The 25647-nt window shown below is 35.8% G+C and carries 28 protein-coding genes and 2 tRNA genes; 11 read left to right on the top strand and 19 right to left on the bottom strand.

Annotated elements, in window-relative coordinates:
* Positions 1-6: 6 nt before the first annotated feature.
* Both MRY82_07390 and MRY82_07385 read right to left on the bottom strand, forming a co-directional pair.
* Positions 7-621 carry a hypothetical protein gene (locus MRY82_07390; protein MCI5072743.1) on the bottom strand — a complete coding sequence of 205 codons (615 nt, stop codon included), beginning with the start codon at positions 619-621 and terminating at the stop codon, positions 7-9.
* A 26-nt stretch (positions 622-647) separates the two neighbouring features.
* Entirely contained in the window at positions 648-1223 is a 576-nt protein-coding gene (locus tag MRY82_07385) for a hypothetical protein (GenBank protein ID MCI5072742.1), read from the bottom strand.
* Positions 1224-1377: 154 nt separating this feature from the next.
* Here MRY82_07385 and MRY82_07380 point away from each other — a divergent pair, with 154 nt between their 5' ends.
* The gene (locus MRY82_07380; GenBank protein MCI5072741.1) at positions 1378-2529 is read left to right on the top strand and encodes a citrate synthase; all 1152 of its coding nucleotides are present in this window, start codon (positions 1378-1380) and stop codon (positions 2527-2529) included.
* A gap of 55 nt (positions 2530-2584) precedes the next feature.
* On the opposite strand, the gene MRY82_07375 is transcribed toward MRY82_07380, so the two are convergent.
* Complete coding sequence (locus tag MRY82_07375; protein MCI5072740.1) at positions 2585-3262, bottom strand: hypothetical protein; 678 nt, start codon at positions 3260-3262, stop codon at positions 2585-2587.
* Between the two features lie 2 nt (positions 3263-3264).
* The gene (gene hemH / locus MRY82_07370) at positions 3265-4296 is read right to left on the bottom strand and encodes a ferrochelatase (GenBank protein ID MCI5072739.1); all 1032 of its coding nucleotides are present in this window, start codon (positions 4294-4296) and stop codon (positions 3265-3267) included.
* Between the two features lie 131 nt (positions 4297-4427).
* Between hemH and MRY82_07365 the strand changes: the two genes are divergently transcribed.
* Together MRY82_07365 and MRY82_07360 are read left to right on the top strand one after the other, a co-directional pair.
* The gene (locus MRY82_07365; protein ID MCI5072738.1) at positions 4428-5285 is read left to right on the top strand and encodes a hypothetical protein; all 858 of its coding nucleotides are present in this window, start codon (positions 4428-4430) and stop codon (positions 5283-5285) included.
* 31 nt (positions 5286-5316) lie between these two features.
* Positions 5317-5901 (top strand): hypothetical protein, encoded by a 585-nt coding sequence (locus MRY82_07360; protein ID MCI5072737.1) that lies wholly within the window; start codon positions 5317-5319, stop codon positions 5899-5901.
* A 112-nt stretch (positions 5902-6013) separates the two neighbouring features.
* Here the strand turns inward: MRY82_07360 and rpmB are convergent, their stop codons facing one another.
* Both rpmB and rpmG read right to left on the bottom strand, forming a co-directional pair.
* A complete protein-coding gene (gene rpmB / locus MRY82_07355) occupies positions 6014-6286 on the bottom strand; it encodes a 50S ribosomal protein L28 (protein MCI5072736.1) in 273 nt (90 codons plus the stop codon).
* A 29-nt stretch (positions 6287-6315) separates the two neighbouring features.
* On the bottom strand, positions 6316-6507 hold the full coding sequence (gene rpmG / locus MRY82_07350) for a 50S ribosomal protein L33 (GenBank protein ID MCI5072735.1): 192 nt from the start codon (positions 6505-6507) through the stop codon (positions 6316-6318).
* 188 nt (positions 6508-6695) lie between these two features.
* Here rpmG and rpsN point away from each other — a divergent pair, with 188 nt between their 5' ends.
* A complete protein-coding gene (rpsN, locus tag MRY82_07345) occupies positions 6696-7001 on the top strand; it encodes a 30S ribosomal protein S14 (GenBank protein MCI5072734.1) in 306 nt (101 codons plus the stop codon).
* Between the two features lie 74 nt (positions 7002-7075).
* Complete coding sequence (locus MRY82_07340; GenBank protein MCI5072733.1) at positions 7076-7459, top strand: hypothetical protein; 384 nt, start codon at positions 7076-7078, stop codon at positions 7457-7459.
* Between the two features lie 22 nt (positions 7460-7481).
* Here MRY82_07340 and MRY82_07335 read toward each other — a convergent pair whose 3' ends face one another.
* The 7 genes from MRY82_07335 to MRY82_07305 all read right to left on the bottom strand — a co-directional run bounded on the left by MRY82_07335 (position 7482) and on the right by MRY82_07305 (position 11859).
* Positions 7482-7991, bottom strand: coding sequence for a hypothetical protein (locus MRY82_07335; protein ID MCI5072732.1), 510 nt, complete (start codon positions 7989-7991; stop codon positions 7482-7484).
* A gap of 104 nt (positions 7992-8095) precedes the next feature.
* Positions 8096-8671 carry a hypothetical protein gene (locus MRY82_07330; protein MCI5072731.1) on the bottom strand — a complete coding sequence of 192 codons (576 nt, stop codon included), beginning with the start codon at positions 8669-8671 and terminating at the stop codon, positions 8096-8098.
* Positions 8672-8817: 146 nt separating this feature from the next.
* A tRNA-Met gene (locus MRY82_07325) sits at positions 8818-8894 on the bottom strand.
* Between the two features lie 57 nt (positions 8895-8951).
* Positions 8952-10052, bottom strand: a complete 1101-nt coding sequence (locus tag MRY82_07320; protein MCI5072730.1) for a PQQ-like beta-propeller repeat protein — start codon at positions 10050-10052, stop codon at positions 8952-8954.
* Between the two features lie 5 nt (positions 10053-10057).
* Complete coding sequence (locus MRY82_07315) at positions 10058-10708, bottom strand: hypothetical protein (protein ID MCI5072729.1); 651 nt, start codon at positions 10706-10708, stop codon at positions 10058-10060.
* A gap of 22 nt (positions 10709-10730) precedes the next feature.
* Positions 10731-11393 carry a tetratricopeptide repeat protein gene (locus MRY82_07310; GenBank protein ID MCI5072728.1) on the bottom strand — a complete coding sequence of 221 codons (663 nt, stop codon included), beginning with the start codon at positions 11391-11393 and terminating at the stop codon, positions 10731-10733.
* A gap of 379 nt (positions 11394-11772) precedes the next feature.
* Positions 11773-11859 (bottom strand) — tRNA-Leu (locus MRY82_07305).
* On the opposite strand from MRY82_07305, the gene MRY82_07300 reads away from it, so the two are divergent.
* Together MRY82_07300 and MRY82_07295 are read left to right on the top strand one after the other, a co-directional pair.
* Positions 11823-12632 carry a hypothetical protein gene (locus MRY82_07300; protein MCI5072727.1) on the top strand — a complete coding sequence of 270 codons (810 nt, stop codon included), beginning with the start codon at positions 11823-11825 and terminating at the stop codon, positions 12630-12632. The genes MRY82_07305 and MRY82_07300 overlap by 37 nt on opposite strands.
* Before the next feature lie 123 nt (positions 12633-12755).
* Positions 12756-13646 carry a hypothetical protein gene (locus MRY82_07295; GenBank protein MCI5072726.1) on the top strand — a complete coding sequence of 297 codons (891 nt, stop codon included), beginning with the start codon at positions 12756-12758 and terminating at the stop codon, positions 13644-13646.
* A 400-nt stretch (positions 13647-14046) separates the two neighbouring features.
* Here the strand turns inward: MRY82_07295 and MRY82_07290 are convergent, their stop codons facing one another.
* Positions 14047-15231 carry a hypothetical protein gene (locus MRY82_07290; GenBank protein ID MCI5072725.1) on the bottom strand — a complete coding sequence of 395 codons (1185 nt, stop codon included), beginning with the start codon at positions 15229-15231 and terminating at the stop codon, positions 14047-14049.
* 26 nt (positions 15232-15257) lie between these two features.
* Between MRY82_07290 and MRY82_07285 the strand changes: the two genes are divergently transcribed.
* Together MRY82_07285 and MRY82_07280 are read left to right on the top strand one after the other, a co-directional pair.
* Entirely contained in the window at positions 15258-17375 is a 2118-nt protein-coding gene (locus tag MRY82_07285; protein MCI5072724.1) for a transglycosylase SLT domain-containing protein, read from the top strand.
* 123 nt (positions 17376-17498) lie between these two features.
* Complete coding sequence (locus tag MRY82_07280; protein ID MCI5072723.1) at positions 17499-17777, top strand: HU family DNA-binding protein; 279 nt, start codon at positions 17499-17501, stop codon at positions 17775-17777.
* A gap of 58 nt (positions 17778-17835) precedes the next feature.
* On the opposite strand, the gene nei is transcribed toward MRY82_07280, so the two are convergent.
* The 5 genes from nei to MRY82_07255 form a co-directional block, all read right to left on the bottom strand.
* Positions 17836-18651 (bottom strand): endonuclease VIII, encoded by an 816-nt coding sequence (nei, locus tag MRY82_07275; protein MCI5072722.1) that lies wholly within the window; start codon positions 18649-18651, stop codon positions 17836-17838.
* Between the two features lie 298 nt (positions 18652-18949).
* Positions 18950-19945, bottom strand: a complete 996-nt coding sequence (locus MRY82_07270) for a succinylglutamate desuccinylase/aspartoacylase family protein (protein ID MCI5072721.1) — start codon at positions 19943-19945, stop codon at positions 18950-18952.
* Positions 19946-19947: 2 nt separating this feature from the next.
* Positions 19948-21153, bottom strand: coding sequence for a RimK family alpha-L-glutamate ligase (locus MRY82_07265; GenBank protein MCI5072720.1), 1206 nt, complete (start codon positions 21151-21153; stop codon positions 19948-19950).
* On the bottom strand, positions 21150-21596 hold the full coding sequence (locus tag MRY82_07260) for a RimK/LysX family protein (GenBank protein MCI5072719.1): 447 nt from the start codon (positions 21594-21596) through the stop codon (positions 21150-21152). The genes MRY82_07265 and MRY82_07260 overlap by 4 nt, the downstream gene beginning before the upstream one ends.
* Positions 21593-22402, bottom strand: a complete 810-nt coding sequence (locus MRY82_07255; protein ID MCI5072718.1) for a mechanosensitive ion channel family protein — start codon at positions 22400-22402, stop codon at positions 21593-21595. The genes MRY82_07260 and MRY82_07255 overlap by 4 nt, the downstream gene beginning before the upstream one ends.
* A gap of 83 nt (positions 22403-22485) precedes the next feature.
* On the opposite strand from MRY82_07255, the gene MRY82_07250 reads away from it, so the two are divergent.
* Complete coding sequence (locus tag MRY82_07250) at positions 22486-23406, top strand: mechanosensitive ion channel (protein ID MCI5072717.1); 921 nt, start codon at positions 22486-22488, stop codon at positions 23404-23406.
* A gap of 223 nt (positions 23407-23629) precedes the next feature.
* Positions 23630-25522 (top strand): hypothetical protein, encoded by a 1893-nt coding sequence (locus MRY82_07245; protein MCI5072716.1) that lies wholly within the window; start codon positions 23630-23632, stop codon positions 25520-25522.
* Positions 25523-25647 lie beyond the last annotated feature (125 nt).

Genomic DNA, 25647 nt, shown 5'->3' with positions numbered 1-25647 from the left:
TAGAGCTTAAGAAAGGATCTCTCTTTCTAGAATCCAATACTCTGTGTAAAACTGTCCAATTGAGCTCTCCTCAATGCAGATCAAAGTTTCTTTTTCCAACTCAACTTTTTCCTTATTAAGTTTTCTGCACTGCAGTTTAGCATAAACAGCCTTGGTATCCCAGGTGTACAGCATAGCAAAATGCGCCTTTTGATTCATAAAAGTTAATTCCTGCGTATCACCGTTGGGAAAATACATGTCCATCAGTTCTTGAATTAGATTTCTCATCGTATCGCCTGGGTCAAAGCTGGAGTGCTTTATTCCAGTATAAGGCCCTTCCATCACATTCAATTTTGCCCAGTATTCATCAGTACCAGGGTTATCATCAGAGTAAAACAACAGTTGGGCATTGATATAAATCATAAAGTCTCCAACAGCACCGTTTCCATGAACAAAGCCGTGATAGTTGGTGCTCCACTCTCCGCCATTAATCATCTCAATGTTGATTTCTTTATGAGCAAAACTATTATCTTTATGATACTGAGCCATTAAATCTTGATAGTATTGATGACTCTGAGCTGAGACTACTGTAATACATAGGCTAAGCGCATTCATTAAACTCATTTTTAATATTTTAAGCATATTCAAGCCTTTCTTAACTTGTAATTTTAATCCTTAAGTTCAGAAACGTCTTTTCTTAAGTTAATTTTGACCAAACAGTGCTCATCGTTCATGGTAAATCGATCAAATAAACGTTTATTTGGGTTTCTATAGTTACCACTTTTTGTATCCGTTGAGCTTTTCTCATAAACCTCAGCATATCCCAGGTTTGATTTAAGCTCCCCATAAGATCGATGCGGGCTCAAGAAATCAAAATCATGATCAAACCTTACCCTTATACCATACGGACTGTTCTGATTTACGCAATATATATAGCGTTGTGCAACATTTCGATCAATCACCGTATTAAAGTAGTGCCATGTTTGCAAGTCTTCGCACTCAAGAACGTAGCCAAAGACAGAGGCTTCTAGCGTCCAAAAGTGTCGCTTAACCCAGCTATGACTCCTTAAATTAACATAGCGCTGACCTAGATGAAATAATTGAACGTCAACTGAACCTGATTCAACTTCCGTTGTTCCATAAAATGTTTGATAATCACTGTTATTTGCAAATACACCCTCAACACTTAATACAACACCAAGCACTATGCTAATTTTTACTATGAATTGTTTAATCCTATACATGACACTCCCCAAAACAGCTCTACAAGTAGCAAGATTTGCGCAACACGTCAATACAAAACTCAATACCTTTGATCAATTTCAGTTCAGACAAAAATTTTAAAGCTCTAGCACTAAAAAGCTTGATATTCTTTTCATTTCCAGCGATAGTGCGCGCATGAGCGAGACTGTAAAAAACACATCACTTGAAAACTTTAAACCTGGACTTGAAGGCGTACCTGCATGTAAATCGTCGATTTCTTTTGTTGATGGTATCAACGGCGTTTTAGAGTATAGGGGCTTTTCAATCAAAGACCTAACCGACTCATGCACCTTTGAAGAAATATCTTATTTACTTTTAACTGGAAAATTACCTAAACAATCAGAGTTAACTGATTTTATTTCTAATCTTAACCAACGCATGTTTATCTCAGAGGAAATTCAAAAAATCATTTCTCTTTTTCCCTCACAAGCGCATCCCATGAGCGCATTACAAACTGGCATTGCAACATTGGGTATGGTGAGCCCTTACCCTAAAAAAGCAAGCTCAGAAGATATGTGGAAAGCCATTTATACGCTGATTGCAAAAACATCTTTGATTATAGGTGCTTTTTATCGTCACCAACAAGGCATGGCCAACCTGACACCCGATCCTGAGCTAGGCATTGCAGGAAACTTATTGTTAAGCTTCACTAATAAAGAACCTTCGCACTATGAACGCAGAGTCATGGATGCTTGTCTAATTTTACATGCTGAGCATACACTCAATGCCTCCACTTTTACTGCACGCGTTATAGGCTCAACCTTAAGCGATCCCTTTGCAATGATAGCTGGGGCTGTAGCTTCACTCAAAGGTCCACTCCACGGCGGTGCCAATGAAGCTGTCATGGACACTCTAAGACAAATAGAAAATGTAGATCATGTTGAAGCTTTTTTAGATAACAAAATTCAAAACAAACAAAAAATCATGGGCTTGGGTCATCGAGTTTACAAAACCAAAGATCCAAGAGCGGTAATTTTACAAGATTTGGCCAAAGATTTATTTAAAAATGCAGGTGGTTTGCTTGCTATTGCAGAAAAGCTAGAAAATGAAGCAGAAAAACGTTTATCGGCAAAAGGGATATATCCAAACGTTGATTTCTATTCTGGCTTGGTCTATCACCAATTGGGAATTCCCCAAGAGTTTTTTACACCTATCTTTGCTGCAGCTCGTGTTAGTGGCTGGTTAGCTCATTGGGTTGAACAACTTGAAGATAACCGTATATTCAGACCAAGACAAGTCTATACTGGAGATCACAAAAAGACCTTTGTCAATCTTCAAAATAGATAAAAGACATCCAATAAAACGCTTTATCCAACAATGATAAGGCGTTTATAGTCTTGTTTTATCTTCGACTGAGCTTTTGCTCTAAAATTCTTTGTCCACCTGATGGATAAGAGTAATACACATTAACAAACAAGTTCTCACCTTGAATCAAAAACACCCAAACACCATTATCAATAATACCTGCAGGTAAATCTTTTTTAACCTCACAGTCTTGTTTAGAATTATCCAGCTTATGGCATGCCAAATATTTAAATACCGCAAGATCACTGTATTTATAGTTCATGATGCGTGCCTTGATCCAGTTGGGTAGTTGCTCTTGAGCGATCTCTTGGGTATAGACTTTAATGTTGTTATCAGACCAAATATGCTGTTCATTGATAAACTGCCACTGCTCTTGTACTTGGCCTATATTCAAATTACCTTCAATGCCTTGATCACTTTTAAAAAGGCTTATTTCGACTTCTGTACCTGTTTCTCCCAATGTCGGTGTTCCACCGCCAGTTGGGTCAGAACTGTTGGTCATCACTTCTCCCTGCCACTTACCCAATAAAAAAGAATAACTATGTTGGAGATTGTTTTCTGCACTACTTAAAATGTTTTCATTGTTTTTTTGGGATTGATTCAAGCTATTTGTTTGACTTGTTTTACTGGCACAAGAAAACATAAAACCTACAAAAAATAGACTTATAGAATATAAAAAAATTATCTGTTTTGAAATTTTCTTTTGCTTGTGCATGCTTACCCTCTTTTTTCCCATTGACAACAGTTTGGTGGACAAAATTCTCTAGCTCCGTAATGACCTATCGCCAATTTTTCTGTTTCATGAGGATACAAGACCTCTTCAATTAAATCGACCAGCATAGAAACAAATACACTATGTGTACCTGGCGTATGTACTCTTATAAAGTTTAAGTTTTCTTCTTTAGCAATCTGTTTTGCCTCGGTATCTAAATCATAAATCACTTCCATATGATCAGAAATAAATCCTATAGGACAAACATAAAGATTTTTAATTGTATTCTTATCATTATCACTAATTTGTTTTATTGCATCACAGATATCTGGTTCTAGCCAAGGTGTACGTGGTGAACCGCTTCTACTTTGATACACCAACTGCCAGTTTTTTATATCCAAATACTCTGCAACCAAACGACAGCTCTCTTCTAGCTGCATAACATAATCACTGGCTTTGGCCATGACTGTAGGAATACTATGTGCTGTAAACAATACTTTTGTATCTGCTTGTGAGTAGCTTATGCCTTGACTGTTTTCTTGCTCTTTAAAACGCTCAGCAATACACTGAATAAATTTAGGGTGATTGTAATACTTTCTTAAAACATCATACTGGAAGCTTTTAGGGTTTTCTAAATGTGCTTTTGCCTCTTCAATGTTGTTTCTGTATTGCCTACACCCTGAAAAAGACGAAAACGCTGATGTAAACATACACAAAGTTTTTGTTTTTTGGTCTTGAACAATGTTTTGTATGGTTTCAGGGATAAAAGGTTGCCAGTTGCGATTTGCAAAGTAAATTGGAAGCGTTATATTCCTTTTTTCTAACTCATTTTTAATACATGCAATCAGCGCTCGATTTTGCTCATTGATAGGACTTTTACCATCAAACAAATAATAATGCTCAGCCACCTCTTTTTTTCTTTCTTCACTGACAGGCTTACCTTTTAAAACATTATCCAAAAAAGGCCTGACATCCTCATTTTTTTCAGGCCCACCAAAAGAAACCAGCATCAAAGCATCATACATCAAAGAATTCATATATTTTTCCTAGCATATTTAGCTAAAAATAGATAATTTATGCGAATTCTGAATCAGTAGACTTTAATTCTAAAGTGCGACAATTTATCAATTGAATTTTCAATTATTTTTGAATATTCAGAATTCATATCATGAAAAATAAAATTTTCACTTCCATGCTGGTTTCTTTCTTTTTTCTTTGTTCATGTACGACCAATAAAATTTTAAAAGAAACCAACCAAAATTTAGAACAGTTGAACAGCTCTATTGACGAAAAATTCAACAAAATGTCGCAACCCATGAACGATATTTCAAAAAACTTTGCAGAAATGTCTAAAACCATCAACAGTTTTTCAAAATTCACTGAAGATGATGGCATGATTGACCAACTCAAAAATGTTTTAGCACAAATTTCATCTCTTGATATTGGAAACTCTGTAAACACCATGCAAGAAACCATGCAGGCATCCTTAGGTTTAATGGAGGGTATTGATCGTATGGGTGGCGTTGAAGGGGTTATGGTTCAATTAACCCTTGGCTATACATTGGGGGCTCAAATACTTGAGGTATTTAAAAAATATGCTGGAGTCAAAACTGAAGGTGATATCGAACAATATTTAATTGCTATCCAAACAATATTAAATACTACAAAAGATAATGTGAACCCAACGGTAAAAAGTATTAGGGAGTCTATACAAACACTTATTGATCTTAAAGCAAAAGAATACGATCTTGACCTCAGTATGCAAATAGAACAAGCACAAAAATTAGAAAATGAACTTTTGAAAGCTCAATCTGCATTAGATGAAGGGATAGCGTTTATCAATAATTATCAAAAAAATGATTATATGGATATTACCGAGATGAGCCCAGAAGAGTTAAAAGACTTTCAACACAAAGCAACCCAACTAGCGGAATTTTATGGCCAACATGCTAAAAAAATTACCTCTATGCAAAATGTTTGGCTGGACTGGTCCCAGAATAATGAAATGATTGCTGCTATAGAATAAAAATTTATGGTAAAGTATTAAACGAGTTATTATGGACAAAATACAATATAAAGAAAACTCAGTAAGTCCCTTGATTTCTAGTTCTGATGTTGACTCACAATACAACACTAGCTTAATCAATGAGCAAGAGCTTGTTTTTTCTAATATTATTGCTGATCTGGTTGAGCAATGGGGCTTTAAACGCCTTTTAGGCAAAGTATGGGCCCTTCTTTACCTCAGAAAAACAGCTTTAAGCCCAATTCAAATTCAAGAAGCCTTTGCCATTTCAGCAGGCAATGTGAATACTGTTTTAAAAGAACTTCAACAATGGGGTGTTGCTAAACGGGTTAAAGTGCCCAATGATAGAAAGTATTATTATAAAGTAGATGAGCACTTATGGCGCTCTATTGCCAATGTTTTTAAGGCTAGAGAATTAAGAATATTGGATGATGCTATTGAAGGTTTGGATCAACTTGAAACTCAACTCAAACAAAAAAATGCTTATCAGGCTTCACAAGTAGAACATGTCAGCAAAACCTTACAAATTGCCTACCAATTTTCAAATCTGGCCGTTAATGCTCCTATTGATAAAATGAGCAAGCTTACAAGCTTGGTTAAAATCTTGAGAAACCTTTAACTAACACTTCCATTTCAACAAATACTTATTTGATTTTATTATAAAAAAAACCCTTTGAACTTTAATGCTCAAAGGGTTTTTTAAAAGCAGAATATTCAACAAAAGATGTTAATTAAGCTTGAATTTGTCTTTTGATTTTTTGCAAACGTTCAGACAACTTTGATGCGTCTGTTTTAACAATCGCTGCACTGATACCGCCCATTTTCTCAATTGAACGAATTGCACTGGTTGATAATGTTAATGTAATATTACGCTTCGCTTCTGGAATATAATATTTTTTTGATTTCAAGTTAGGTAACTGTCTATGTTTGGTCTTATTATTGGCATGACTTACTCTGTTGCCTGTCATAGGTTTAATTCCAGTTATTTCACATACTTTAGCCACAATCTTATCTCCTAAAACTTATAATAAATTTACAACTGACTTGAAAAGTCTTTTCCTTTAGACTTGCTCAGCTTTCTGTCTTCAATGAAAACAACATGCTTTCTTACTTTGGGATCATATTTTTTAATTTTTAATTTCTCGGTGCTGGTTCGCTTATTGCGCATGGTTGTATAAAAATACCCTGTGCCAGCTGTTGACAATAAATAAATAATTTCACGCATGATTCAATCCTTTTTGGCCATGACACAAGACATAAGGTTTTTTATACTTAAAAACTGACTTAATATCTGACCTTGTGTATAAAATTACAAACTGCTGGCTTGGTTTACTTTAATTTAGAAAAAAATCAAGCTAATTATGCATTTTTTGTTTGCATTTTATATTTTCTTGCGTTAAACCTGCTCTCCTAATGGCAAAACAAGGAAAAATAGCACAAAACAATCATAGAATTGATCTTGTAAAAAAATACAAAGCTAAGCGTGAGGCCTTAAAAAAGCTGACCACAGACTTATCCATCCCTCTTGAGGAAAGAATGCTTGCAAGTCAAAAGCTTGCTGCATTACCCAGAAACTCAGCACCTTCTCGTGTGAGGAACCGCTGTTTGCTTTCAGGCCGTCCTAGAGGAAATTATCGTAAGTTTAAGCTTTCTCGTCTTATGTTCAGAAAACTTGCTTCTGAAGGGCAAATATCTGGCGTGAGAAAAGCAAGCTGGTAGCTTAGTAACATATAAACCATAAAATTTTTTTAATGGATTAGGCAAGTTCTTGTAAAATTAACTTGCCTTTTTTTATGATGTCTCAAGCCCTAATATTTTATTTCAATCCCTCATGCAGCAAGTCTCAAAAAGCATTTGAAATACTCGATCAGTACAACTGTTCTTATTGTGCTGTTGATTATATTAAGGTGGGTTTACAACGGCAAGAATTGGCTGACCTGGTCCGTATTCTTAACGTTTCTGCTTGGGACATTGTTCGTCATAAGGATTTAGACACCTACTCTATAGAGCTCAATGCAAGCTCCACTCAAGACCAAATCTTTTCTGCATTGATTACTCACCCCATATTATTGCAACGCCCTATTCTTCTTTTTAACGCTAAACATGGGATTATTGCTCGGCCACCTGAAAAAATAGAGTCTTTTCTTGAGTCAATTAAAATCAAAGCAAAAGATTAATTTTTCAATATTATCAATCAGTTCACTGGTTTAGTTCATGCTTTACTTTCTCAATAAAGTCTTGATCTTCATTGGATAAAAATAAAGTTTGATACCAAATACATTTTTTCTCTAACCATTGAATGGCTATGCTTGAAGACAGCATGTACACTTTAAATTCAGTAGAAAAATGATGGGTAAGTCTTTGGACTAAATCTGCTTTTATTTTGGGTTGATAAACACCGCAGAGATTCATTGTTTTTGCTGTTTGTGCAAAGTTTCTATAATGCGGTAAAAAACTGTATGGAGCGTAAATGGAACCATTCATTTTTTGAGCCAGTTCATTGACGTAAGGTCCGCTTTGCATATGGCATGAACTTAACCAAATTTCTGTTTTTTTTTGTTGTATTTCTTTGGGTGTTACCTGCTTTAAAATAGCTGCATGATTTAAAGCAGGATCAATGATAATGGTATGTTTTGCTGTTCTGGCAATCCATGTATCTGGAAAATTAGCTTTTGTGCTCTCAATGAAAGATATGTCGAGTTTTGACATACCCTCTACTCTATCTTAATTTTTTGAAAAACACACAACAATCATGTCTAAGCTTGATCCTAATTCTGCAAAATTAATGCTTTATTCACGGTATGGCTTTGAGTTTATACCTTCCAAGGCAATAAAACAATTGGAGCCTGATTATCTACTTTAAGCAATAAAACAAAATAAGCGTATCCTCGGCTGCTGTAACGTTTTTGCAAATCTACACTCACGGTTTCTGCTTCTCTTAAGGCATGCAGTTGTTTTGTATTTAAATCAATTTTACTCGATTGAACGTCAAACTCCAATACTCGGTCATGACGTCCATTATGAGCATATTGTTTTTCTTCAAGATTTAAGATGTTTTTAACCTTGTGATTGCCGGTTTTTGGATCCAAACTGGGCTTCACTGCTTTATAGCTCGTGGCTTGAATATTTCTTACCACACCAGAAAATGACTTAATGTATCGTTTAGCATAATCTACTTCAATCAATATATCGCCATCACGCAAGTTAAACGCAACCATATTGTTGGTATTGCTGGTTGAGCTGTAGTAACGGTCTTGGATTTTATATTCTTTACTCCAAATCTCATTTTGTCGAAGCACTTTGGCGTCGACAGAAAAACTGAGAAGTCCAAGTATTGCCATGAATGTTCTTAATTTTTTAACTTTTTTAGTATCAATTTCATTTCCCATAGTGAGCACTATAATTTGCAAAAACTATTCCAACAAATAAAGCAATATTTACAAGCACTTACAAAGAAAAGTAACTGCCTAAATTTAAGCACTGCGCGCATTGAATCACAGAATTTTGGGCGCCCTGAAAAATCTTTTGATGTGTATGGTAGCGACGAGCAGATTTGAACTGCTGACCTATGGCTTATGAGACCATCGCTCTAACCAACTGAGCTACGTCGCCACAAAAGATTGCTCTTCATAACACAAGCGAACAGTCTAAGCAAAATTTTTGTATCATTCATCTTAGCTTTAAGGTGTAAATGGCCCCTTCTTGCGTAAACAGAGACACCTTTCCCTTATGTACAACGGGATGACCAATAATGTTGCGTCTATGCTTGAAGGTCCACAAAAGATCACCCTTGTTGCTATCTACCAGGTAGGTATTGCCTCTGGAATCAGACAGTAATAAAAAATCTTTGTATTTAGCCATGGACAGCCACGAGTTGGTTTTAAGATTAGATGTCCATAAAACTTCACCGGTATTCAAGTTTATTTTTTCTACACTCCCATCCCATAATGGCATATACGCTCTATCTTGTGTCAGCACAGGCAGTGCATAGGTTCCCAAGCTGCTGGTTTCCCAAACAATGTCTCCAGATTCAGTATTTTTTAAAAACGTTTTGGATTTGTACTGAGCGATGTAAATATGCTGTTTAAATTGCTTATGCGCAGACAAACCTTCATTTTTGATAACAGAAAACTGAGTATTTTCATCTAGACTTCTACCATTGGCTAAATTTAACTGTATGATTCTTCCATCCAAGAGAGGAAATTGGCCCGTGTTTTTATTGATATCCAGCACTGGAGCGGCCCACAAGCCAGTCATGTTTTTTGCTTCATAAAATTCTTTTTCGTATTTCCAAATGACTTTGCCCGAGGCTTGATCTAAGGCAACCACGCTATCTTGAGCCGTTGTCACATAAATGTAACGTTCATCACCTACAATTGTACCAATACCCGCTTCTTTAATATTATTGGCCCATAGGTTTTTTTTAGTTTTGATATCAATGCCGTAAACCGTACCTTTGATGGTTGCTACAAACACATTGCCATTGTTTATAAAAGGCGTGCTGTCCACACGTGCATCCAATTTATATTTTCTTATAACTCTTCCTTTGTCCAGATTATAAGCAGCCAGTTTGCGTGCTCCCAAGGGGAAAAAGACCAAATTCTCATGATGGGCAAAAACATCAAGCCCCAAATAATTGCGTTTGAAGCCCGTTTTAAGTCCAGAAGCAACATCTCTTTGCTTGACCAACGTTAAAGGTGCTTTAGTGCATGCTTGACTAAGAAAACAAAACAGTAAAAAAAACAAAACTTTATATCTTGGTTTAAACATAAGCATTAAAAAGTATGAAAGGTAAAGGTTCCCATGATTGAAATTGCATTAAATGATATTTTATCGACATTTAACAGGTTCAACACATCTTGCTCTTGATTCTCTCCAAACAAAAACCTGTACATAAACTCTACATCAAAAGAAAACCTATCTTTGGCATAAAAGCTTCTTAAACCCACAGACACAGGCACTTCAAAGTTAAATGGAAAGGCTAACGCTGTTTGAGCATCTTCACCAAAAAAATGATACCCGCCCACTCCAACTGAAACATAGGGTTGAAAACGCCTTTTATCAAAAACATAACTGGCTCTGATCACTTGTTCTGATATACCCGCTCTGGTCAATAAGGGGTCTGCACCCGATACAGGGTCTGGTGAGTAAAATTTAAAACTGGAGACTTGATAAAAAACCTCAGCGATTAAATTTTTACTGAGATGGTGCCCAGCCATAATACGAAAAGAAAAACCATGCCTGCCCTCTATTGTGTCTCCACCATGAACCAACTGCGTACTTCCAAAACCAACTCCAAAATTAAAATGCGGCCGATCCAAATAGGTTAATTTCTTTTTAGGGAGTTCAAAGGCATTGGCAGTGTCAAAGCTTCCCATGAGGGATACAGCAATCGTAATACTTATCAATAGTTTTTTTAACATCATAAAAATCCAAGTCTTTACCGGCTTACTGAGCACAATAAATTTTGACTTTATCCAAAAAAGCTGACTCCGGATAACGTTGAGAAAAATTTTCACATAAGCTGTTTAGATCTTCTAATTTATTGTCTTGCTTGTATAACACAATCAAGTTCCAAGCATAATAGTCTTGAAGAGGAACTTCTTTCATTCTAAGAATATCTTGATAATACTTTTGAGCCTCTCCTAATTTTTCTTGTTTTGATGCCAGCTGGGCCAGAGATTCTAGAGCAAAAATCTTTTGATTGTGTGGTAATTTTTCTTTAGCCAACTCAAAAGCCTTCTGAGCTTCTTGTTCTTGACCAAGGTTCATCTGTTCAATACCAGAATACATATAGGCCATAGCAACAATGGGGGTATTTTTATACTTATTGATGTATTGATCTATTCTTTCTACTTTTTTATTGGGCTCATCTATGCTTTTCAAGTCATCCTGAAGCTCAATAAAAGCATCCATCGCAACTGTGTGACGCTTTTTATCCAAAGCTTTTTTATACGTTATGCCTGCAACTGCCAACACAACAACTACCGCTAGAAGGATAATTTTTTGCTTATGTTCGGCAAACCATCCACCCACAGAATCCCAAAAATTTTCAAATTGGTCAGGGGCTTTGATTTCATCTCTAAATTGTTTTCGTTCACTTCTTGCCATCGCAGCTTCGTAACAAGAGAACGCTTAAATGTCTATTTTTTATGCTGATTGTTTACTCTGATTTATCAAACATTTAAGTGCTTCTATACAGTGCTCAAGGCCCATGCCAGAGAATCAAGCTTAACAAAAGACGAGCGGCAAGCGCTCAGAGTAGCCTGGGCAAAATTCTATTTGATTAGAAAACATAAAATAAGCACCCAATAAAAATATATAAACGGTACTTGCAATAGCTTTGAATTTGCTGGGGACATGTGAGCATAGCGAGCTCAATTAAAGTCGAACGGCGACCGCATGGAGCCTGGGTTGGATTACCCTCAATTGGATTTAGGTTTAAGGATTAGCTATTAATGACCACTGAAACGAAGAATCTATGTTTCAGTGGTACCGAGGGGGGGAATCGAACCCCCACATTGTTGCCAATACTGGATTTTGAATCCAGCGCGTCTACCAGTTCCGCCACCTCGGCAGGTGAAAAATGGGCTATACCTATTTTTTCTTACAAAAGCCAGAAATAATTGGCTTGTCATAAAATCAATCCTTTTGAGCCATATTGACGCACCGAAAGAAAGGGCTTCACTTAAGCTGCTCTTGCATGCTATTGAAAGTATGTTTTTAATTAAGGAGAAACTATACATGCCTGTAAAAAAAATAAAACTATTGTTTTTAACAGTATTATTATCAACAACAGCTTTTGCTCAAAGTCCTGCAGTAGCTCTCAAGGAACTTGACATTAATCCCGATATTTTACCTGAGATTGAAAAACACCTAACTGCACTTTCAGAACAAGCCACGTATAAAAAGGACGATCTTTTTGGCCGATTTCAAAAAATGAATGCTTCGCTTTCAGCATATTTTGATGTCAGCCAACTTTCTGTTGAAGAACTAAAAGTTACAATAAGTAATATTAGTGAAACCCTACCTTTAAATAAAAATTTATCCAGCTTTAAAGGAAAGTTGTCTTCTACGACTCAAAACAATGAGAGAGAGAGAACCACTTACATCAATCATGCCATATACTTGGGGCTTATGGGTAAATGCGTTAAAGCGTATGCTTCAAAAGCGTTAGGCTATAATCTATCTGATCGATTCACTGTTGGTAGGTTCATTCTTGCAATATCTACAAGCAATTCTGATGATTATACGTTTATCAAAACCTATTTTGATAATTTATCTTTTCTGCTTAACGACGTTTTCGAAGTTGATTATGTGTATCAAACGGATCTTGTTGTACAAATGTAAACATTCTAAATTTTCAGGATAAATCATTAAATGGCATATTGACGCATTTTATTTTTTCACTTTACCACAGACTGAAAAATCAGTAATTCTGTGGCAAACACAAACCATTTTAGGAGGAAACATATGTTTAAAAAATTAGTATTAAGTTTAATTTTGGCGGGCTCAACGCTGAGTATGGCTCAAAGCCTTCTTGAGGCTAAAAGAGCTCTTTATGAAACAATCAAAAGTAAACATACGGCTGAACAGGACTTATGGTCTGTTCTAAATAATGCCCTATTAGAACTCAGTCATGAAGAGTATTTTATATATGATGAAGAGGATGAAGTTTTTATATCAAAAATTTATTATTCTCCTCAACGGCTAACGTCTAGTCAAAAAGACGAAATCCGTAGACTGTATAGCAATGTTGAAAAAGCAATTACCTTGACCCTATCAAGTAAAGAAAAGAGTTTGATTCGTTCATATTTAGATTCATCTGAATCCAATAGAAGCAATTACTATAATGATCAAATAATATTAGATTATATAAAAGAGAATTTGTACAAAGATTATTTTGTAATTCTCAAAGACATGTACAACAATGACCTAGATAATCGTAAGCCTGAGCATAGTTTGTCCGTTAATTATGGCACAACTATTGACCCTAAGAAAAAACGTAGTTTGATCGAATTATTTTATGCCCTTAACTTAAGTTCTTTCTTAACATCAGTGCCTGGGTGTACAAAATATCTTGAGGATGGTGATGAAAGTCCGGAGTACAGTGCCTATCTAACCAATGTCGGATACCAAACTCGCATCATTCCATTTGATTTTCTTGCTGCTAATGACCTATATTCTAAATCTTATGCTTATGAATATGAAGCATCTCTATCTAGAGTTTTTAACTTCAACTTTGTAGAGCAGTCTGAGCAAATGAAAACATTGCTGGGTGATAAAGATGAAAGAACAGGAAAGTACAGCAACTGTCCACGAATTCAAAATTTTCTTGCTGAAAACGGTTATCTAGAAAACTAAAATTTTATAAAAGCAAAGAAGTGCCCCTCTCAAATTTCTTGTGAGGGGTTCTTTTTTGCCACCAAAACAACTACTATCAGCTTTGATTTCACCAAAAAAAAAATTTTTATTTCAACTTCTGAAATATTTTCTCTTAGCTAAATAAATAATGATAAGTCCCTCTTATTAGTATTAATTGTTGATTGTTCAATCAACCCTGATGCATACCAACTTTTTAATACAAAAAAGCTTTATTAAGCTTTCATTTTTTTTCGCTAAACTCATTCCAAGTACTTGTATCTTCTAACATACGAATAGCTCTGTTAATGCCTAAAAATAAAAAGCAGCAAGATATAATAATACCTTACTGCTTGATATGAGATAACTTACAAGTTTTATTTTATTTAAACGCAGTAAACAGTTAAGGTCCTTGAACCTCTATATCAACTGAACCTCTGCCTTTTTTAACAATAATATTGTCTCTAGAATCTGGCATCTGGCTCAGTAAAATAAATACTCTTGCAATACTGCTGCCCTGAGGGTTCACAAATTGCTCTGTTTTTATGCCTGTAACGTTACCGCCTGAGCTTTGAGAAACCTGCAGTTTGTTTAAGGATACGTCTTTCAGCTCAACCACAGCCTGGTTTGGGCGTCTTAGAAAACGTTTAATAGGCACTCTTCCACCTTCATGGTTAATGCTGACACGCCCACCTCCATCAACATTGATATTGGTGATTGAAGGAAGGTTAGCTAAAGCAGCACTGGTATCAATCATGGGCTCTTGTGCCTGTTCATTGGCAGCAAATGCATCATCAATGGATGCGGCTTCATCAGTAAACCCTGGATCATCTGCAAAAGGATCATCAGACAGTGCTAAATCATCCGGTTGAACGGCCCCACCTAAATCATCTTCAAAGCCTAAATCTTCTTCTGTGCCTCCCAAATCAAAATCATCTCCTGTGTCTGTAGCTGGCGCACTATCCTCAAAACCTAATTCTGAAATCAAATCATCTGGCTCAGGAGCGGGTGCAGGTGCTGGAGCTGGGGCAGGTTTTCTTGGTGCTGGCTTGGGTCTACTGGCTTGTCTTCTTACCGGTTGAGATGGCGCTTGAGGTGCTGTCTCCTCAGCTGCTGCGAGCTCATCACCCATAACCTCTGCCTGACCTTCTCCAGGTCTATTAAAACGAACCATCAACATATTACCAACGAGTTCAGCATTATGTTCAAAAGCTTCGGTCAAGGTAATTTTTACTTTTGAGCCAGAGCCAGACTCTTCTGCTTCAATCAATTCAATCATAGGGTGAGGCAAAGGAATCATTTTTCTTTCTAAGCTTAGTGGCGTTTGAGGAAACTCAATCAGCAATGTACGTTCATCATTGGTTTGCGCTGAATAATCCATATTGTCAGCACCCACAATTTCCAAAAAGACTCCAGTGTCTGCCTGAGATACATTTAGACTTTGAATACCATTATTGGAGTTTTGTGTTTCTTCCACTTTTGCTTCTTGTTTCTTATTTTTATCTCCAGGTAGAAAAATAGAAAACAAAGCAAAGAATAAAACAACCAAAATAACTATTCCAGAACCAATTTTTAGTAGTGACTTCATCGTTTTTTATGTAACCTTTCTTGGACATGATTAGACATTCCAGTTTTGTATACGCTTACTTATTAATTTTACACATATTTTTTATCTTTACGAGTTTTTACCGCATCCAAGCACAAAATATTTTTGATCAAAATGCACTTTTTTTGTCATCGTTTAAAGAAAATATCAGCAAAAAAAACTTTGAAAGCCTCAATGCTCAGGAACAACAAGCTTTGTATGTGTTTAAAGCACAATCTTCGCTTGAACAAAAAAAGTATAAAACCGCCTTACAATGGGTTGAAAAAATATCCAGTAAAGGCTTTTTTGCGTCCATAAAGCCTTATTTAAAGTTTAAAATATACTTAAATAACTGCCATGACCTTTTAAATAGCACTAGTTTTACTAAAAAAACATTGAAATCATTCAATAAATGTCATCAGAAAAGTTTACACTATATTGGAAATCTTAATTTGGGTCTTTTGCCCGGTCTAAAACAAACTATAAGCCGTGAACTTGAATTGCTCATGTTTCATAATTATCTCAGCTACTTCACTGATAAAAAGAATTTAGCCCAAGAACAGCCCTACTTGTTGACACACATTAAACTTAATGAAGAACAGAAAAAAACAATTGAAAAAGTAATTCAAGTTTTTCCACGTAAAAAACAGCGTCAGCATGCACAACAACTTTTTCAAAAAGAAAGTTTCACACAAGCACCTGTCAATATCAGCAAGCAAGCTCTTCCTGAAAATGATGCCTCTCTTGTATATTTCAATCAAATTGGCTCAGGGACACGGCAAAATGATATTGAAAAACATTTAAAGCTCATAAGTCTTTATCCAAACAGTTTAGGCGCTAAACGTTCTTTCAATGCAATCCTTACTGCTTGTCGTCAAAATGCTAAAAGTACTTTTTTAACCCTTTATTACAGCAAACAATCTGCATTGCCCTTTGAGTTGCTTTATAAAGTTGGCCATATTTTATGGAATCAAAAACTTTATACTAATGCACAAATGGCTTTTGAAAAAGCTGTTAAATTGAATACTTTTCATGAAGATGCTCATAAAGCAAAATTTTATACGGCAAGAATTTATGAAGACCAATTAAAATGGAATCAAGCTAAACAAGAATACATGAATTTTATTGCAACTTACCCTTCTTCTGATTTGTATAAACGATCTATTTTTAAACTAGGCTTAATCAGTTATATCTTAAACCAAGAAGAAAAATCTCGCAGGTATCTCAACACATTTTATAGTTTAGCAGAGTCTGCGAATGAAAAAGGCCAAGCTCTGTATTGGCAACTAAAACTAGCTCAAAAATTTGGACAAAAAAATCGTATTGACACCCTAAAACAAGCTTTGAAAGAAGAAGCTCCTTTGTCATTTTATACGGCCAAAGAAAAACTTTGGCCTGACTTATTTCAAAGCTCGAACTATACCCATAGTATTTCTTCTCAATCAAAGTTATATTCAGCTTATATCTGGACACTTGCAGGTTTTAAAGAACTCGCTCTTTGGGAGTTGGAAAAACTTTCTTCAGTAGATTATAAAGATAAAGAGTTTGCTAACTATCTCAACCTTTGGCATGCCAACCAAGACCATACAACACCTGTTATTTTAGCGTATAGAGCCATTCATGCTGAAACAGGTAAACCTATTGATAGCCGATTAATAGCAAGTGTTTTCCCTAAGCAGTATCAACAAGAGATAAAAACAACGGCAGAAAAGTTAAAGTTATCCAATGAACTGGTGCTTGCCATCATAAAACAAGAAAGTGCTTTTAACCCAAAAGCAAAAAGTCCAGCCGGTGCCTATGGTTTGATGCAACTTATGCCCAATACTGCAAAACAGTTTTTTGGTTTACTTGAAGATAAAAAGACTTTTAATGAAGCTTTTTTATATGAACCCAAAACCAATATAAAGCTTGGTAAGTTATACCTTCAGAAATTAACACAAGATCATAATGATAATTTAGTTTATATTACTTCAAACTATAATGCAGGCGCAAACCCTTTAAAAATATGGCGTAGAAGATGGGAAAGTTTAGATGAAGACCTTTTTATTGAAATGATTCCCTATAAAGAAACCCGCCATTATGTAAAGCTTGTTCTACGCAATTATTATTTTTATCGCTTCTTAAACCATAAAAATATTGACAAATAAAAATATATCATTCGCAAACCTATATTTAAAGCCTTCTTGCAAAACAATTTTATTGACGTACCTGATAGTACGCGGTAACAAAGAGTATAGTTATTATTAATCTAACTTTTCAAGGAGAAGAGAATGACAAAAGCTGAATTAGTTGAAAAAGTAACCAAAGAAGTAAAACACAGAGAGCTTTCAAAAGCTGCTATCAATGAAGTATCTGATGCTATTTTTACTGTGCTTTCAAAAGGCATTAAAAAAGACAAAAGATTTACTTACCCAGGATTTGGTACTTTTACAGTTAGATCAAGAAAAGCTAGAAAAGGTAGAAACCCACAAACAGGTGAAGCGATCAGCATCCCTGCTAGCAAAACTGTAGGTTTTAAACCTTCACCAGATTTTAAAACTTCTTTATAAGCCAAGTTTTAAATTTCAAAAAAGCTCTGTTTCATTTTGAACGGAGCTTTTTTTGTTTTTAGCTCTGACAGCGTGGACAATAATAAAGACGTCTACTGGCAACATTAATTTTTTCAATTTTTGCCCGACATGCATAACAGTTCTCTCCGACTCTAGTAAACACAGCATGCCTGTATTTTCTTCGAGAAAAACCTTTCTGCTTTAAACCCTCTGCTCTTTTAAGATCATTGGTAACTCCGCGGTGCTCCAGAGATTGTAATGACAAACGTTGACAGGTTCTATATAAATTTAAAACTTGTTCTTTACTCAAGGCTTTTAGCTTTTCATAAGGATGAATTTTTGAAAAAAATAAAGCTTCACTTCTAAGATAATTGCCCATCCCTGCAATAAACTCTTGATCCAGCAATAAATTTCCCACCCACCGATTCAGAAACTTTTTAGTGTAAAGATAATCAATCACCTCTTTATCTGTATAACTGTCAAACACGTCTAAGCCCAGCTTAACAAGATAGCTGTGTTGAGCAAGGTCATCTTTGTGAAGTACATCAATATCCGATGCGCTGTAAAGAAATGCAGAGTAATCCTTGTTTTGTAGTTTCACTCTCAGATCTCTATTGGTTTTTGGATCTTGACCATTCTTTTTTATGAACCACTTGCCGTACAGTTGATTATGAGAATACATCACCCAATCATTATTGAAGTGAATAAGCAAAGCTTTTCCTTTTGAGTCAACGCGAACAATGGATTGCCCTTCCAACTCTTCTTCATACGATTTTAAAAAAGAAAACTTAAAAAACAATGCTGTTAAAGGAGTATTTAAAAACCTTCGCTCAATGGATTGAGCGACTTTTTTTATTTCGGGACCTTCTGGCATACGCATCATATATCACTAGAGCTGTCACTCATACTAGAAGAAAGTCTTTCTTAAACGATGTCTGAATTAATTGATCGTTTTTTAACCGATAAACAATGGTCTTTATAATTCAAATTAAAATGATTATTTACTGCAAAGTATCGGATACAATTTTTTTTAATATGTATTTTTTAAAAATGTTTATAAACGCTACTTCAAAGTTCATAAATTAGAGCTGAGGCAGAGGATAAAATAAAAAACTAAACGCTAACTCAGCATGAATACGAATAATTTCAATGATATTTAAGTTTATATGAAATCAATTGATATCTTCTATACGGTCTATGGCTTTACGAACTTTGCTGACATTTTCAAATGTAGCAATATGAAACATGGCATCTCCTCGATTAACTAGCGGGATGTTACTTATACCAATAATAATCCCATTTTCATCGGTTTTAACTTCATATTCATGGTTACCAAAGGTATCGGATATGACTGCAAGCGTTTCGCCAACAGAAACTGTCTCGCCAAGTTTTTTTAATGTCCTAAACGATCCACTTCGTCCAGCGCGCAGCCAAAAGCTATCTTTGGCAATGTAGGCTTTTTTGTGTCTTTTGACATCGCTTTTTTTAGATTTTCTTAGCATGCCAATGTCTCTCATCACTGCAATACAGCCTTTTAGCCCAACTCTGATGACGTCTTCTTCAAATCTCAATGCTTGCCCCCCCTCAAACAGCAGCATGCTGATATTCTTTTTTCTTGCGGCTTCTCTTAGTGATCCATCACGTAAGCTCGAATCAATGATGACTGGTGCGTTAAAGACAGACGCCAAACGCCTGGTTTCATCGTGATCAAGGCAAGCTCTAATTTGAGGTAAGTTGGATCGATGCAAACTTCCGGTATGGAGATCTATACCATGCGTGCACTTTTCAACAACCTGCTTCATAAAAATGTACGCAATACGCCTAGCCAGCGAGCCTTTTTTTGAACCTGGAAAACTGCGATTTAAGTCTCTTCTATCTGGCAAATAACGAGACTTAGCATTAAACCCAAATACGTTCACCACTGGAACAATAATCAAACTGCCAGAAATAGTTTTTGTTTTTAAATATTGTAATAGTCTTTTGATGATTTCTACACCATTGATTTCATCACCATGAATTGCAGCTGAGACAAAAAGAACGGGACCGTCTTTTTTTCCACGGATTACCTCAATGGGTATGCTCAAGTTGGTGTAGTCATAGAGTGCGCCAACGTCTAGGTGAATTGTTTTACACTCACCTTTGTTTACTTTTTCTTTTCCAAATTTCATGGTCATGGATCAATGTGAATGTCTCGTGCCGAAGCAGGCAGCTGCTTCAGTTTAGGTCTTCTGCGTTTTCTTTCTTTTTCAGGAATTAACGTTTTCATCTCTTTTAACTTACCAAAACACAACAACCTATCTTCAGCTTCAAGCACACGTGCCGCTTTTGGATTAGGAATAACTTTTACTCCTCTATATAAGGTGAGTATATTAATGTCTTTTTCTCTTAAACCTGTTTCTTCAATCGTTTGCCCTAAATAATCTGAACCTTCAGGTATATAAAGCTCTGCCACACCATAACCACTACTGACGGTCAACCTTTGGCGAATATCTAGCTCTGGAAAATCCACTTGTGCCGCAATATAATCAACAATGGATCCAGCAACATCCAAGCCTGAGCACATTTCTATACCTTCTAAACCTGGAGAAGAGTTGATTTCCATAACTTGCGGGCCTTGTTCACTCTCTAGCATATCTACACCTGCAACTTTTAAACCCATAATTTGAGCAGCTCTAACTGCTGTTTTTTTGTATGTTTCATCTAACTCAACTTGCTCAGTTTTTCCGCCTCTATGGATATTACTTCTAAACTCTTGTCCTTGCGCAACTCTACGCATGGCTGCAACCACTTGATCACCAACGACAATCGCTCTGATGTCTTTACCACGGCTTTCTTTGACAAATTTTTGAATTAAAATGTTTTGTTTTTGACTTTGTAAAAGTTCAATAATAGAGGCTGCAACCTCAGCTTTCTCCGCAAGAAGCACACCAATACCTTGAGTGCCTTCAATCAACTTAATAATCACTGGTGCTCCCCCTACTCTTTCAATTGCAGGAAACACATCATTTTTTTGTTTTACAAAAGTTGTTTTAGGCAACCCAATATTATGGCGACTTAAAATTTGAAAACTTTTTAGCTTGTCTCTTGAGTTTAAAATGCTATCTGCCGTATTCACACAAAAAACATTCATTTGTTGAAACTGCCTCACCACTGCCGTACCAAAGTATGTTAAAGATGCGCCTACTCTAGGTATAACGGCGTCGTATTCGGCAAGTCGTTTTTGCTTGTAAAACAACTCAGGGGCTCCCATTTCAAGGTCAATCGCAAATTTATCTGTATCGAGAACTTTTACTTTATGCCCCCTGCTTAATGCAGCCTCTCTTAACCTTTGTGTGCTGTAGAGTTTTTTATTCCTTGATAAAATTGCTAACTTCATAAAGTTTTTACCCCCTTCGATGTTATAAAAGATTTAGAGACATCAATTAAAAACCGTTTAGAAATACTGGTTCTGCCCAGCAACATTCTAAAGCCCATTTCATCCCTGTTGGTTAATGATAAATTGATCAACCAAGACTGATCCATTATTTTTATAATGGTTTGTACAATGGGGCGCTTTTCTGTCAAGCCATTAGAGCTTTTTATATTTCTATATTCTATAATTTTTGCTTCACAAAAAACTTTGTCTTTAGAAGAGTCTTGATGAGGATGAACAAAAAACTGAGCATAGTCCCCATCACTTTTTTTTATAAGCTTGAGCTTATGCGCATGCAAACTTGAGGTTCTTGCTCCAGAGTCAACTTTAGCCTTAATCTTCTCTATTTCTAACTCAGGTAAAGCAATCCATTCTCTCCAACCAATAATATTTAAGTTTTTTTTCATATAGACTCTAAAAATGCGCGGGTTATTTTTTGTTCTATAAAATTAGCTTCACCCTCAGGGCAGGCGATTCTAACGGTAAATTTAATTTTTTCTGCCTCAGAAAGATCAATGGCTATTTTTGGCTCTGTAGACGGTTTGTAAATACCTTTTTCTTGAGCCAATGCTGATATGGCCTTTTTAGCTTTGGCTTCAAAGACTTGATATTCATTGAAACATACTTTTAACAAGTTTTCTTCATGTATTTTCCATTTTTCATCTAATTTAAGAACAATTTGAAATGAATGAAAGATATATTGACTGCCCAGACTTTCATTTTTAATCACTTGCACCAGTAGCTGGCTGTTAGGAATAAAAACTTTCTTTCCTGAAAGATGATGAACGGTTTCTCCAGGGCCAATTTCCATTAATGTTGTTCCTAAAAGACTCTGACGAATAACAATCCCTCTAACTGGACCAATTTGAATTCTATCACCAAAGGTAAAAGCTTGATTCGATGACTTAACAATACTTCCTAATACACACAGCAATAGCTCTTTGGTAGCTAATACAAGGGCCGCTGCAAATGCCGCTATAGAAACCGCAAATCCTTTAATCGAGGCTCCCCAAATCATAAAAACTGCAAACAACAAGACCACAGACAAAACTCTTTTTAAGGTGTTTCTATACTTTAACTGCATCTCAAAACTGGGAATGTTCCAGGTATTGATTACCTTTTTACCCATGAATCTTAAAAAGACCGTTACAATAAAAATACCCGCGGTCAATAGCAACTTTAAAGAGTAATCATCATTGAAGTTTTCAAACATATTGCCTTTATAAACCATTTTTATAGACAAATCTCACTATATTTTCTTTACCAAAGTATTGATTTTGCATAGAAGTAAAAACAATGCACTTTATGGTCAACCCTACTTTCCAATCGCAATATTTAGAAAAGTTTACAGCTATCTGGAATTTTCCTTTAGTAACTTTTTCTGGAAGAACCATTGCAATCAACAATATTATCATTGCTGTTTTAGTTCTCATCTCAGGTCTCATTTTATCCAAACTGATCAGCAAGTTTTTAGAACGTCACTTTTTTAAAAAGTTTAAACTGGATATTGCAACATCTGCAACGGTAAGGGTAGTAACCAACTATATTTTTATTGTTTTATTTTCGTTATTAGCACTGCATTTTGCCAACATTCCCTTAACAATATTTACGTTTCTTGGCGGTGCTATTGCTTTGGGAATTGGTTTTGGAAGTCAAAATATCATCAATAATTTTATCAGTGGTCTGATTGTTCTTTTTGAACGCCCCATTAAAGTCGGTGATTTTGTAGATATTGATCAAAATTTAGGCCTGGTAGAGCATATCGGCCCGCGCAGCACAAGGCTACTCAAGCCAGATAACACCCATGTCATTGTTCCCAACAGTTGGTTACTTGAAAAGAAAGTATTAAACTGGAATTTCAGAGATAGAAAGGTCAGAACCTCTGTATTGGTAGGTGTTGCTTACGGCAGTGATCTTGAAACCGTTTTTAAACAACTCTACCAGGCATGTGAACAAAGCTCTCAAATTTTAAAAAAACCTGCTCCCACGGTGCTGTTTGAGTCTTTTGGTGATAACGCTTTGTTATTTGATGTCATTTTTTGGGTAGAAGTGGATACTTTATTACAAAGAAGACAAATAGAAAGCGGACTAAGGTTTGAAATCAATCAACTCTTTATAAAAAGCAATATTACCATTGCTTTCCCACAAAGAGACATACACCTAGATGCCTCAAAACCTTTACCCATACAGCTAATCAATAAATCAAAAATAAATTGATAAAAAACTTACTTAAACAAATAGGTCCAACTCTAAATTTCACTCAAAAACTATGTCGATCTGTTCATAATAAGTAAATTTTTTCATTAATACACTCTTTTTTTACTTTTAATGTTATGTATTTTTAATAATGTATAAACTTAGCATTTGCATAAGTATTATATTATGATTATTTTAGATATTACATAAATTTTAAAAGCTTTGGACCAATGAGGAAAATAAAATGAAGAAATATACGTTCATAGAATTAATTGTTAGCATTATATTTATTCTTATTTGTTCTGGCTGTGGATCAAATTCAGATTCTGATAAGCCCATTAATCCTCCTGATACTGCAACACAGTGGAACCAAAGAAGTGAACCGCTTTATATTGTGAATATCTCAGATATGATTTTTGATAGCTCAAACAACCGTATCCTAATGATAGATGAAATATTGGATGCACTAATTTCAGTTGACAGAACTACAGATGCAAAGCAAATCATTTCTGATGACATTACAGGAAACGGTACAAACATAGAGAACCCAACAGCAATTGCCTATGATAACGCTTCTAATCTTGCATTAGTTACAGATAGGCAGCTGGATGCTTTGTTTTCCATAAACTTAAACACAGGTGATCGTACAATCATTTCAGATGATAACACTGGCAGTGGGCCAAATTTAGAAGGCCCAACCGATATTGCCTACGACAACTCTTCAAGTCGCGTTTTAATTCTTGATGATATTTTAGGCTCAGTTTTTGAAGTGAATCTAACTACTGGCAATCGCTCTATTATTTCAAATGATTCAAATGGCACTGGCCCCAGTTTAGCGGATCCGGTTGCAATGTTTCATGACACAAATAACAATCGCGTTCTAGTTGTTGATAATGACTTGGATGCATTATTATCCATTGATTTGACTTCGGGTAATCGAACCATAATTTCTGATAGCAATACAGGAAATGGAACAGATTTCAGTTGGCCAACCAGTATTGTCTATGATGATTCTATTAATATCGCATTTATTCTAGACAGAAGTATGGATGCTTTGTTTGCAGTTTCTATGACAACAGGAAATCGCATTATTGTATCTAATGATTCAAACGGCAGTGGGCCAACTTTCAATAGACCAACATCCATGTCGTTCGATAACTCTACAAATCAAATTTTGATCGTTGACAGTGTCTTAGATGTCATCTTTTCAGTCGACTTAAATAATGGCAACCGTACCATTGTTTCAAATGACACAACAGGAAATGGACCCAGTATGACCTTCCCAAGAGGCATGGCTTATGACGCCTCAGAAAATCGAGTATTCGTTAACGATGAAACTTTAGATGCATTAATAGAAATAGATTTAATCACGGGCAATCGAAGCATTGTTTCTGATGACGCTAATGGCACTGGCCCTAATTTAAATTGGCCTATTGGCATTGTCTATGACGAATCTGCCAATAGAGCTTTAATTACCGATGCAGGTATAGACGCATTGATTTCTATAAACTTGTCTACTGGAGACCGTACCATTATTTCAAACAGTTCCATTGGAAATGGTCCTAATTTCAGTGCTGCGCAAGATCTTTTTATTGATACTACAAACAATCGAGTGCTGGTTATTGACAGTAACATAGATACTTTGCTTGCTGTTGACCTAACTACAGGGGATCGTACCGTCATTTCAAATGATGCGAACGGCAGTGGCCCAGACTTCAGTCAACCAGTAAGCATCACTTATGACACATCAAGCAGTGCTGCTTTGGTTGTTGATAGAGGGCTTGATGCTTTACTTTCAGTGGACTTAATTACCGGTGACCGCACTATTGTTTCAGATGACAGTACAGGTAGTGGGCAAGGAATGGTGGCTCCTACAAGCTCAAGTTATGACTCTGAAGGTAATCGAGTACTTATCACAGATGAAAGCAGTATAGATGCAATTCTTTCAGTGGACTTAACGACAGGCAACCGTACCATCCTTGCTGATAACAGCACTGGTAATAAACCAACCTTCCATGAACTAAAAAACATTATATATGACGCATCTAGGAATCAATCATTGGCGGTTGATGCAATATCAAATGCTCTTATTGCTATCGATTGGACAAGTGGCGAGCGATGGGTTGTGTCAAGGTAAATAAAAAACCATTGAATATGCCATGTGTTTCTAACGCAAATTATGTTTGTTCAAGGCAATGTAAATACATGGCAGGCTCATCAAACAATCAACTGTTATCGCTACACAGAAAGTTCAAATATTAA

The sequence above is a fragment of the bacterium genome, assembly GCA_022763185.1.
GTDB lineage: Bacteria > Bdellovibrionota_G > JALEGL01 > JALEGL01 > JALEGL01 > JALEGL01.
Note: the sequence above shows the minus strand (reverse complement) of the source record. Positions and strands in the feature narration are given on the sequence as shown.

Coding starts and splice junctions, on each gene's coding strand:
- MRY82_07390 (MCI5072743.1), bottom strand. CDS start 621: ATGCTTAAAATATTAAAAATGAGTTTAATGAATGCGCTTAGCCTATGT.
- MRY82_07385 (MCI5072742.1), bottom strand. CDS start 1,223: ATGTATAGGATTAAACAATTCATAGTAAAAATTAGCATAGTGCTTGGT.
- MRY82_07380 (MCI5072741.1), top strand. CDS start 1,378: ATGAGCGAGACTGTAAAAAACACATCACTTGAAAACTTTAAACCTGGA.
- MRY82_07375 (MCI5072740.1), bottom strand. CDS start 3,262: ATGCACAAGCAAAAGAAAATTTCAAAACAGATAATTTTTTTATATTCT.
- hemH (MCI5072739.1), bottom strand. CDS start 4,296: ATGAATTCTTTGATGTATGATGCTTTGATGCTGGTTTCTTTTGGTGGG.
- MRY82_07365 (MCI5072738.1), top strand. CDS start 4,428: ATGAAAAATAAAATTTTCACTTCCATGCTGGTTTCTTTCTTTTTTCTT.
- MRY82_07360 (MCI5072737.1), top strand. CDS start 5,317: ATGGACAAAATACAATATAAAGAAAACTCAGTAAGTCCCTTGATTTCT.
- rpmG (MCI5072735.1), bottom strand. CDS start 6,507: ATGCGTGAAATTATTTATTTATTGTCAACAGCTGGCACAGGGTATTTT.
- rpsN (MCI5072734.1), top strand. CDS start 6,696: ATGGCAAAACAAGGAAAAATAGCACAAAACAATCATAGAATTGATCTT.
- MRY82_07340 (MCI5072733.1), top strand. CDS start 7,076: ATGATGTCTCAAGCCCTAATATTTTATTTCAATCCCTCATGCAGCAAG.
- MRY82_07335 (MCI5072732.1), bottom strand. CDS start 7,991: ATGTCAAAACTCGACATATCTTTCATTGAGAGCACAAAAGCTAATTTT.
- MRY82_07330 (MCI5072731.1), bottom strand. CDS start 8,671: ATGGGAAATGAAATTGATACTAAAAAAGTTAAAAAATTAAGAACATTC.
- MRY82_07320 (MCI5072730.1), bottom strand. CDS start 10,052: ATGTTTAAACCAAGATATAAAGTTTTGTTTTTTTTACTGTTTTGTTTT.
- MRY82_07315 (MCI5072729.1), bottom strand. CDS start 10,708: ATGATGTTAAAAAAACTATTGATAAGTATTACGATTGCTGTATCCCTC.
- MRY82_07310 (MCI5072728.1), bottom strand. CDS start 11,393: ATGGCAAGAAGTGAACGAAAACAATTTAGAGATGAAATCAAAGCCCCT.
- MRY82_07295 (MCI5072726.1), top strand. CDS start 12,756: ATGTTTAAAAAATTAGTATTAAGTTTAATTTTGGCGGGCTCAACGCTG.
- MRY82_07290 (MCI5072725.1), bottom strand. CDS start 15,231: ATGAAGTCACTACTAAAAATTGGTTCTGGAATAGTTATTTTGGTTGTT.
- MRY82_07285 (MCI5072724.1), top strand. CDS start 15,258: ATGATTAGACATTCCAGTTTTGTATACGCTTACTTATTAATTTTACAC.
- MRY82_07280 (MCI5072723.1), top strand. CDS start 17,499: ATGACAAAAGCTGAATTAGTTGAAAAAGTAACCAAAGAAGTAAAACAC.
- nei (MCI5072722.1), bottom strand. CDS start 18,651: ATGCCAGAAGGTCCCGAAATAAAAAAAGTCGCTCAATCCATTGAGCGA.
- MRY82_07270 (MCI5072721.1), bottom strand. CDS start 19,945: ATGAAATTTGGAAAAGAAAAAGTAAACAAAGGTGAGTGTAAAACAATT.
- MRY82_07265 (MCI5072720.1), bottom strand. CDS start 21,153: ATGAAGTTAGCAATTTTATCAAGGAATAAAAAACTCTACAGCACACAA.
- MRY82_07260 (MCI5072719.1), bottom strand. CDS start 21,596: ATGAAAAAAAACTTAAATATTATTGGTTGGAGAGAATGGATTGCTTTA.
- MRY82_07255 (MCI5072718.1), bottom strand. CDS start 22,402: ATGTTTGAAAACTTCAATGATGATTACTCTTTAAAGTTGCTATTGACC.
- MRY82_07250 (MCI5072717.1), top strand. CDS start 22,486: ATGCACTTTATGGTCAACCCTACTTTCCAATCGCAATATTTAGAAAAG.
- MRY82_07245 (MCI5072716.1), top strand. CDS start 23,630: ATGAAGAAATATACGTTCATAGAATTAATTGTTAGCATTATATTTATT.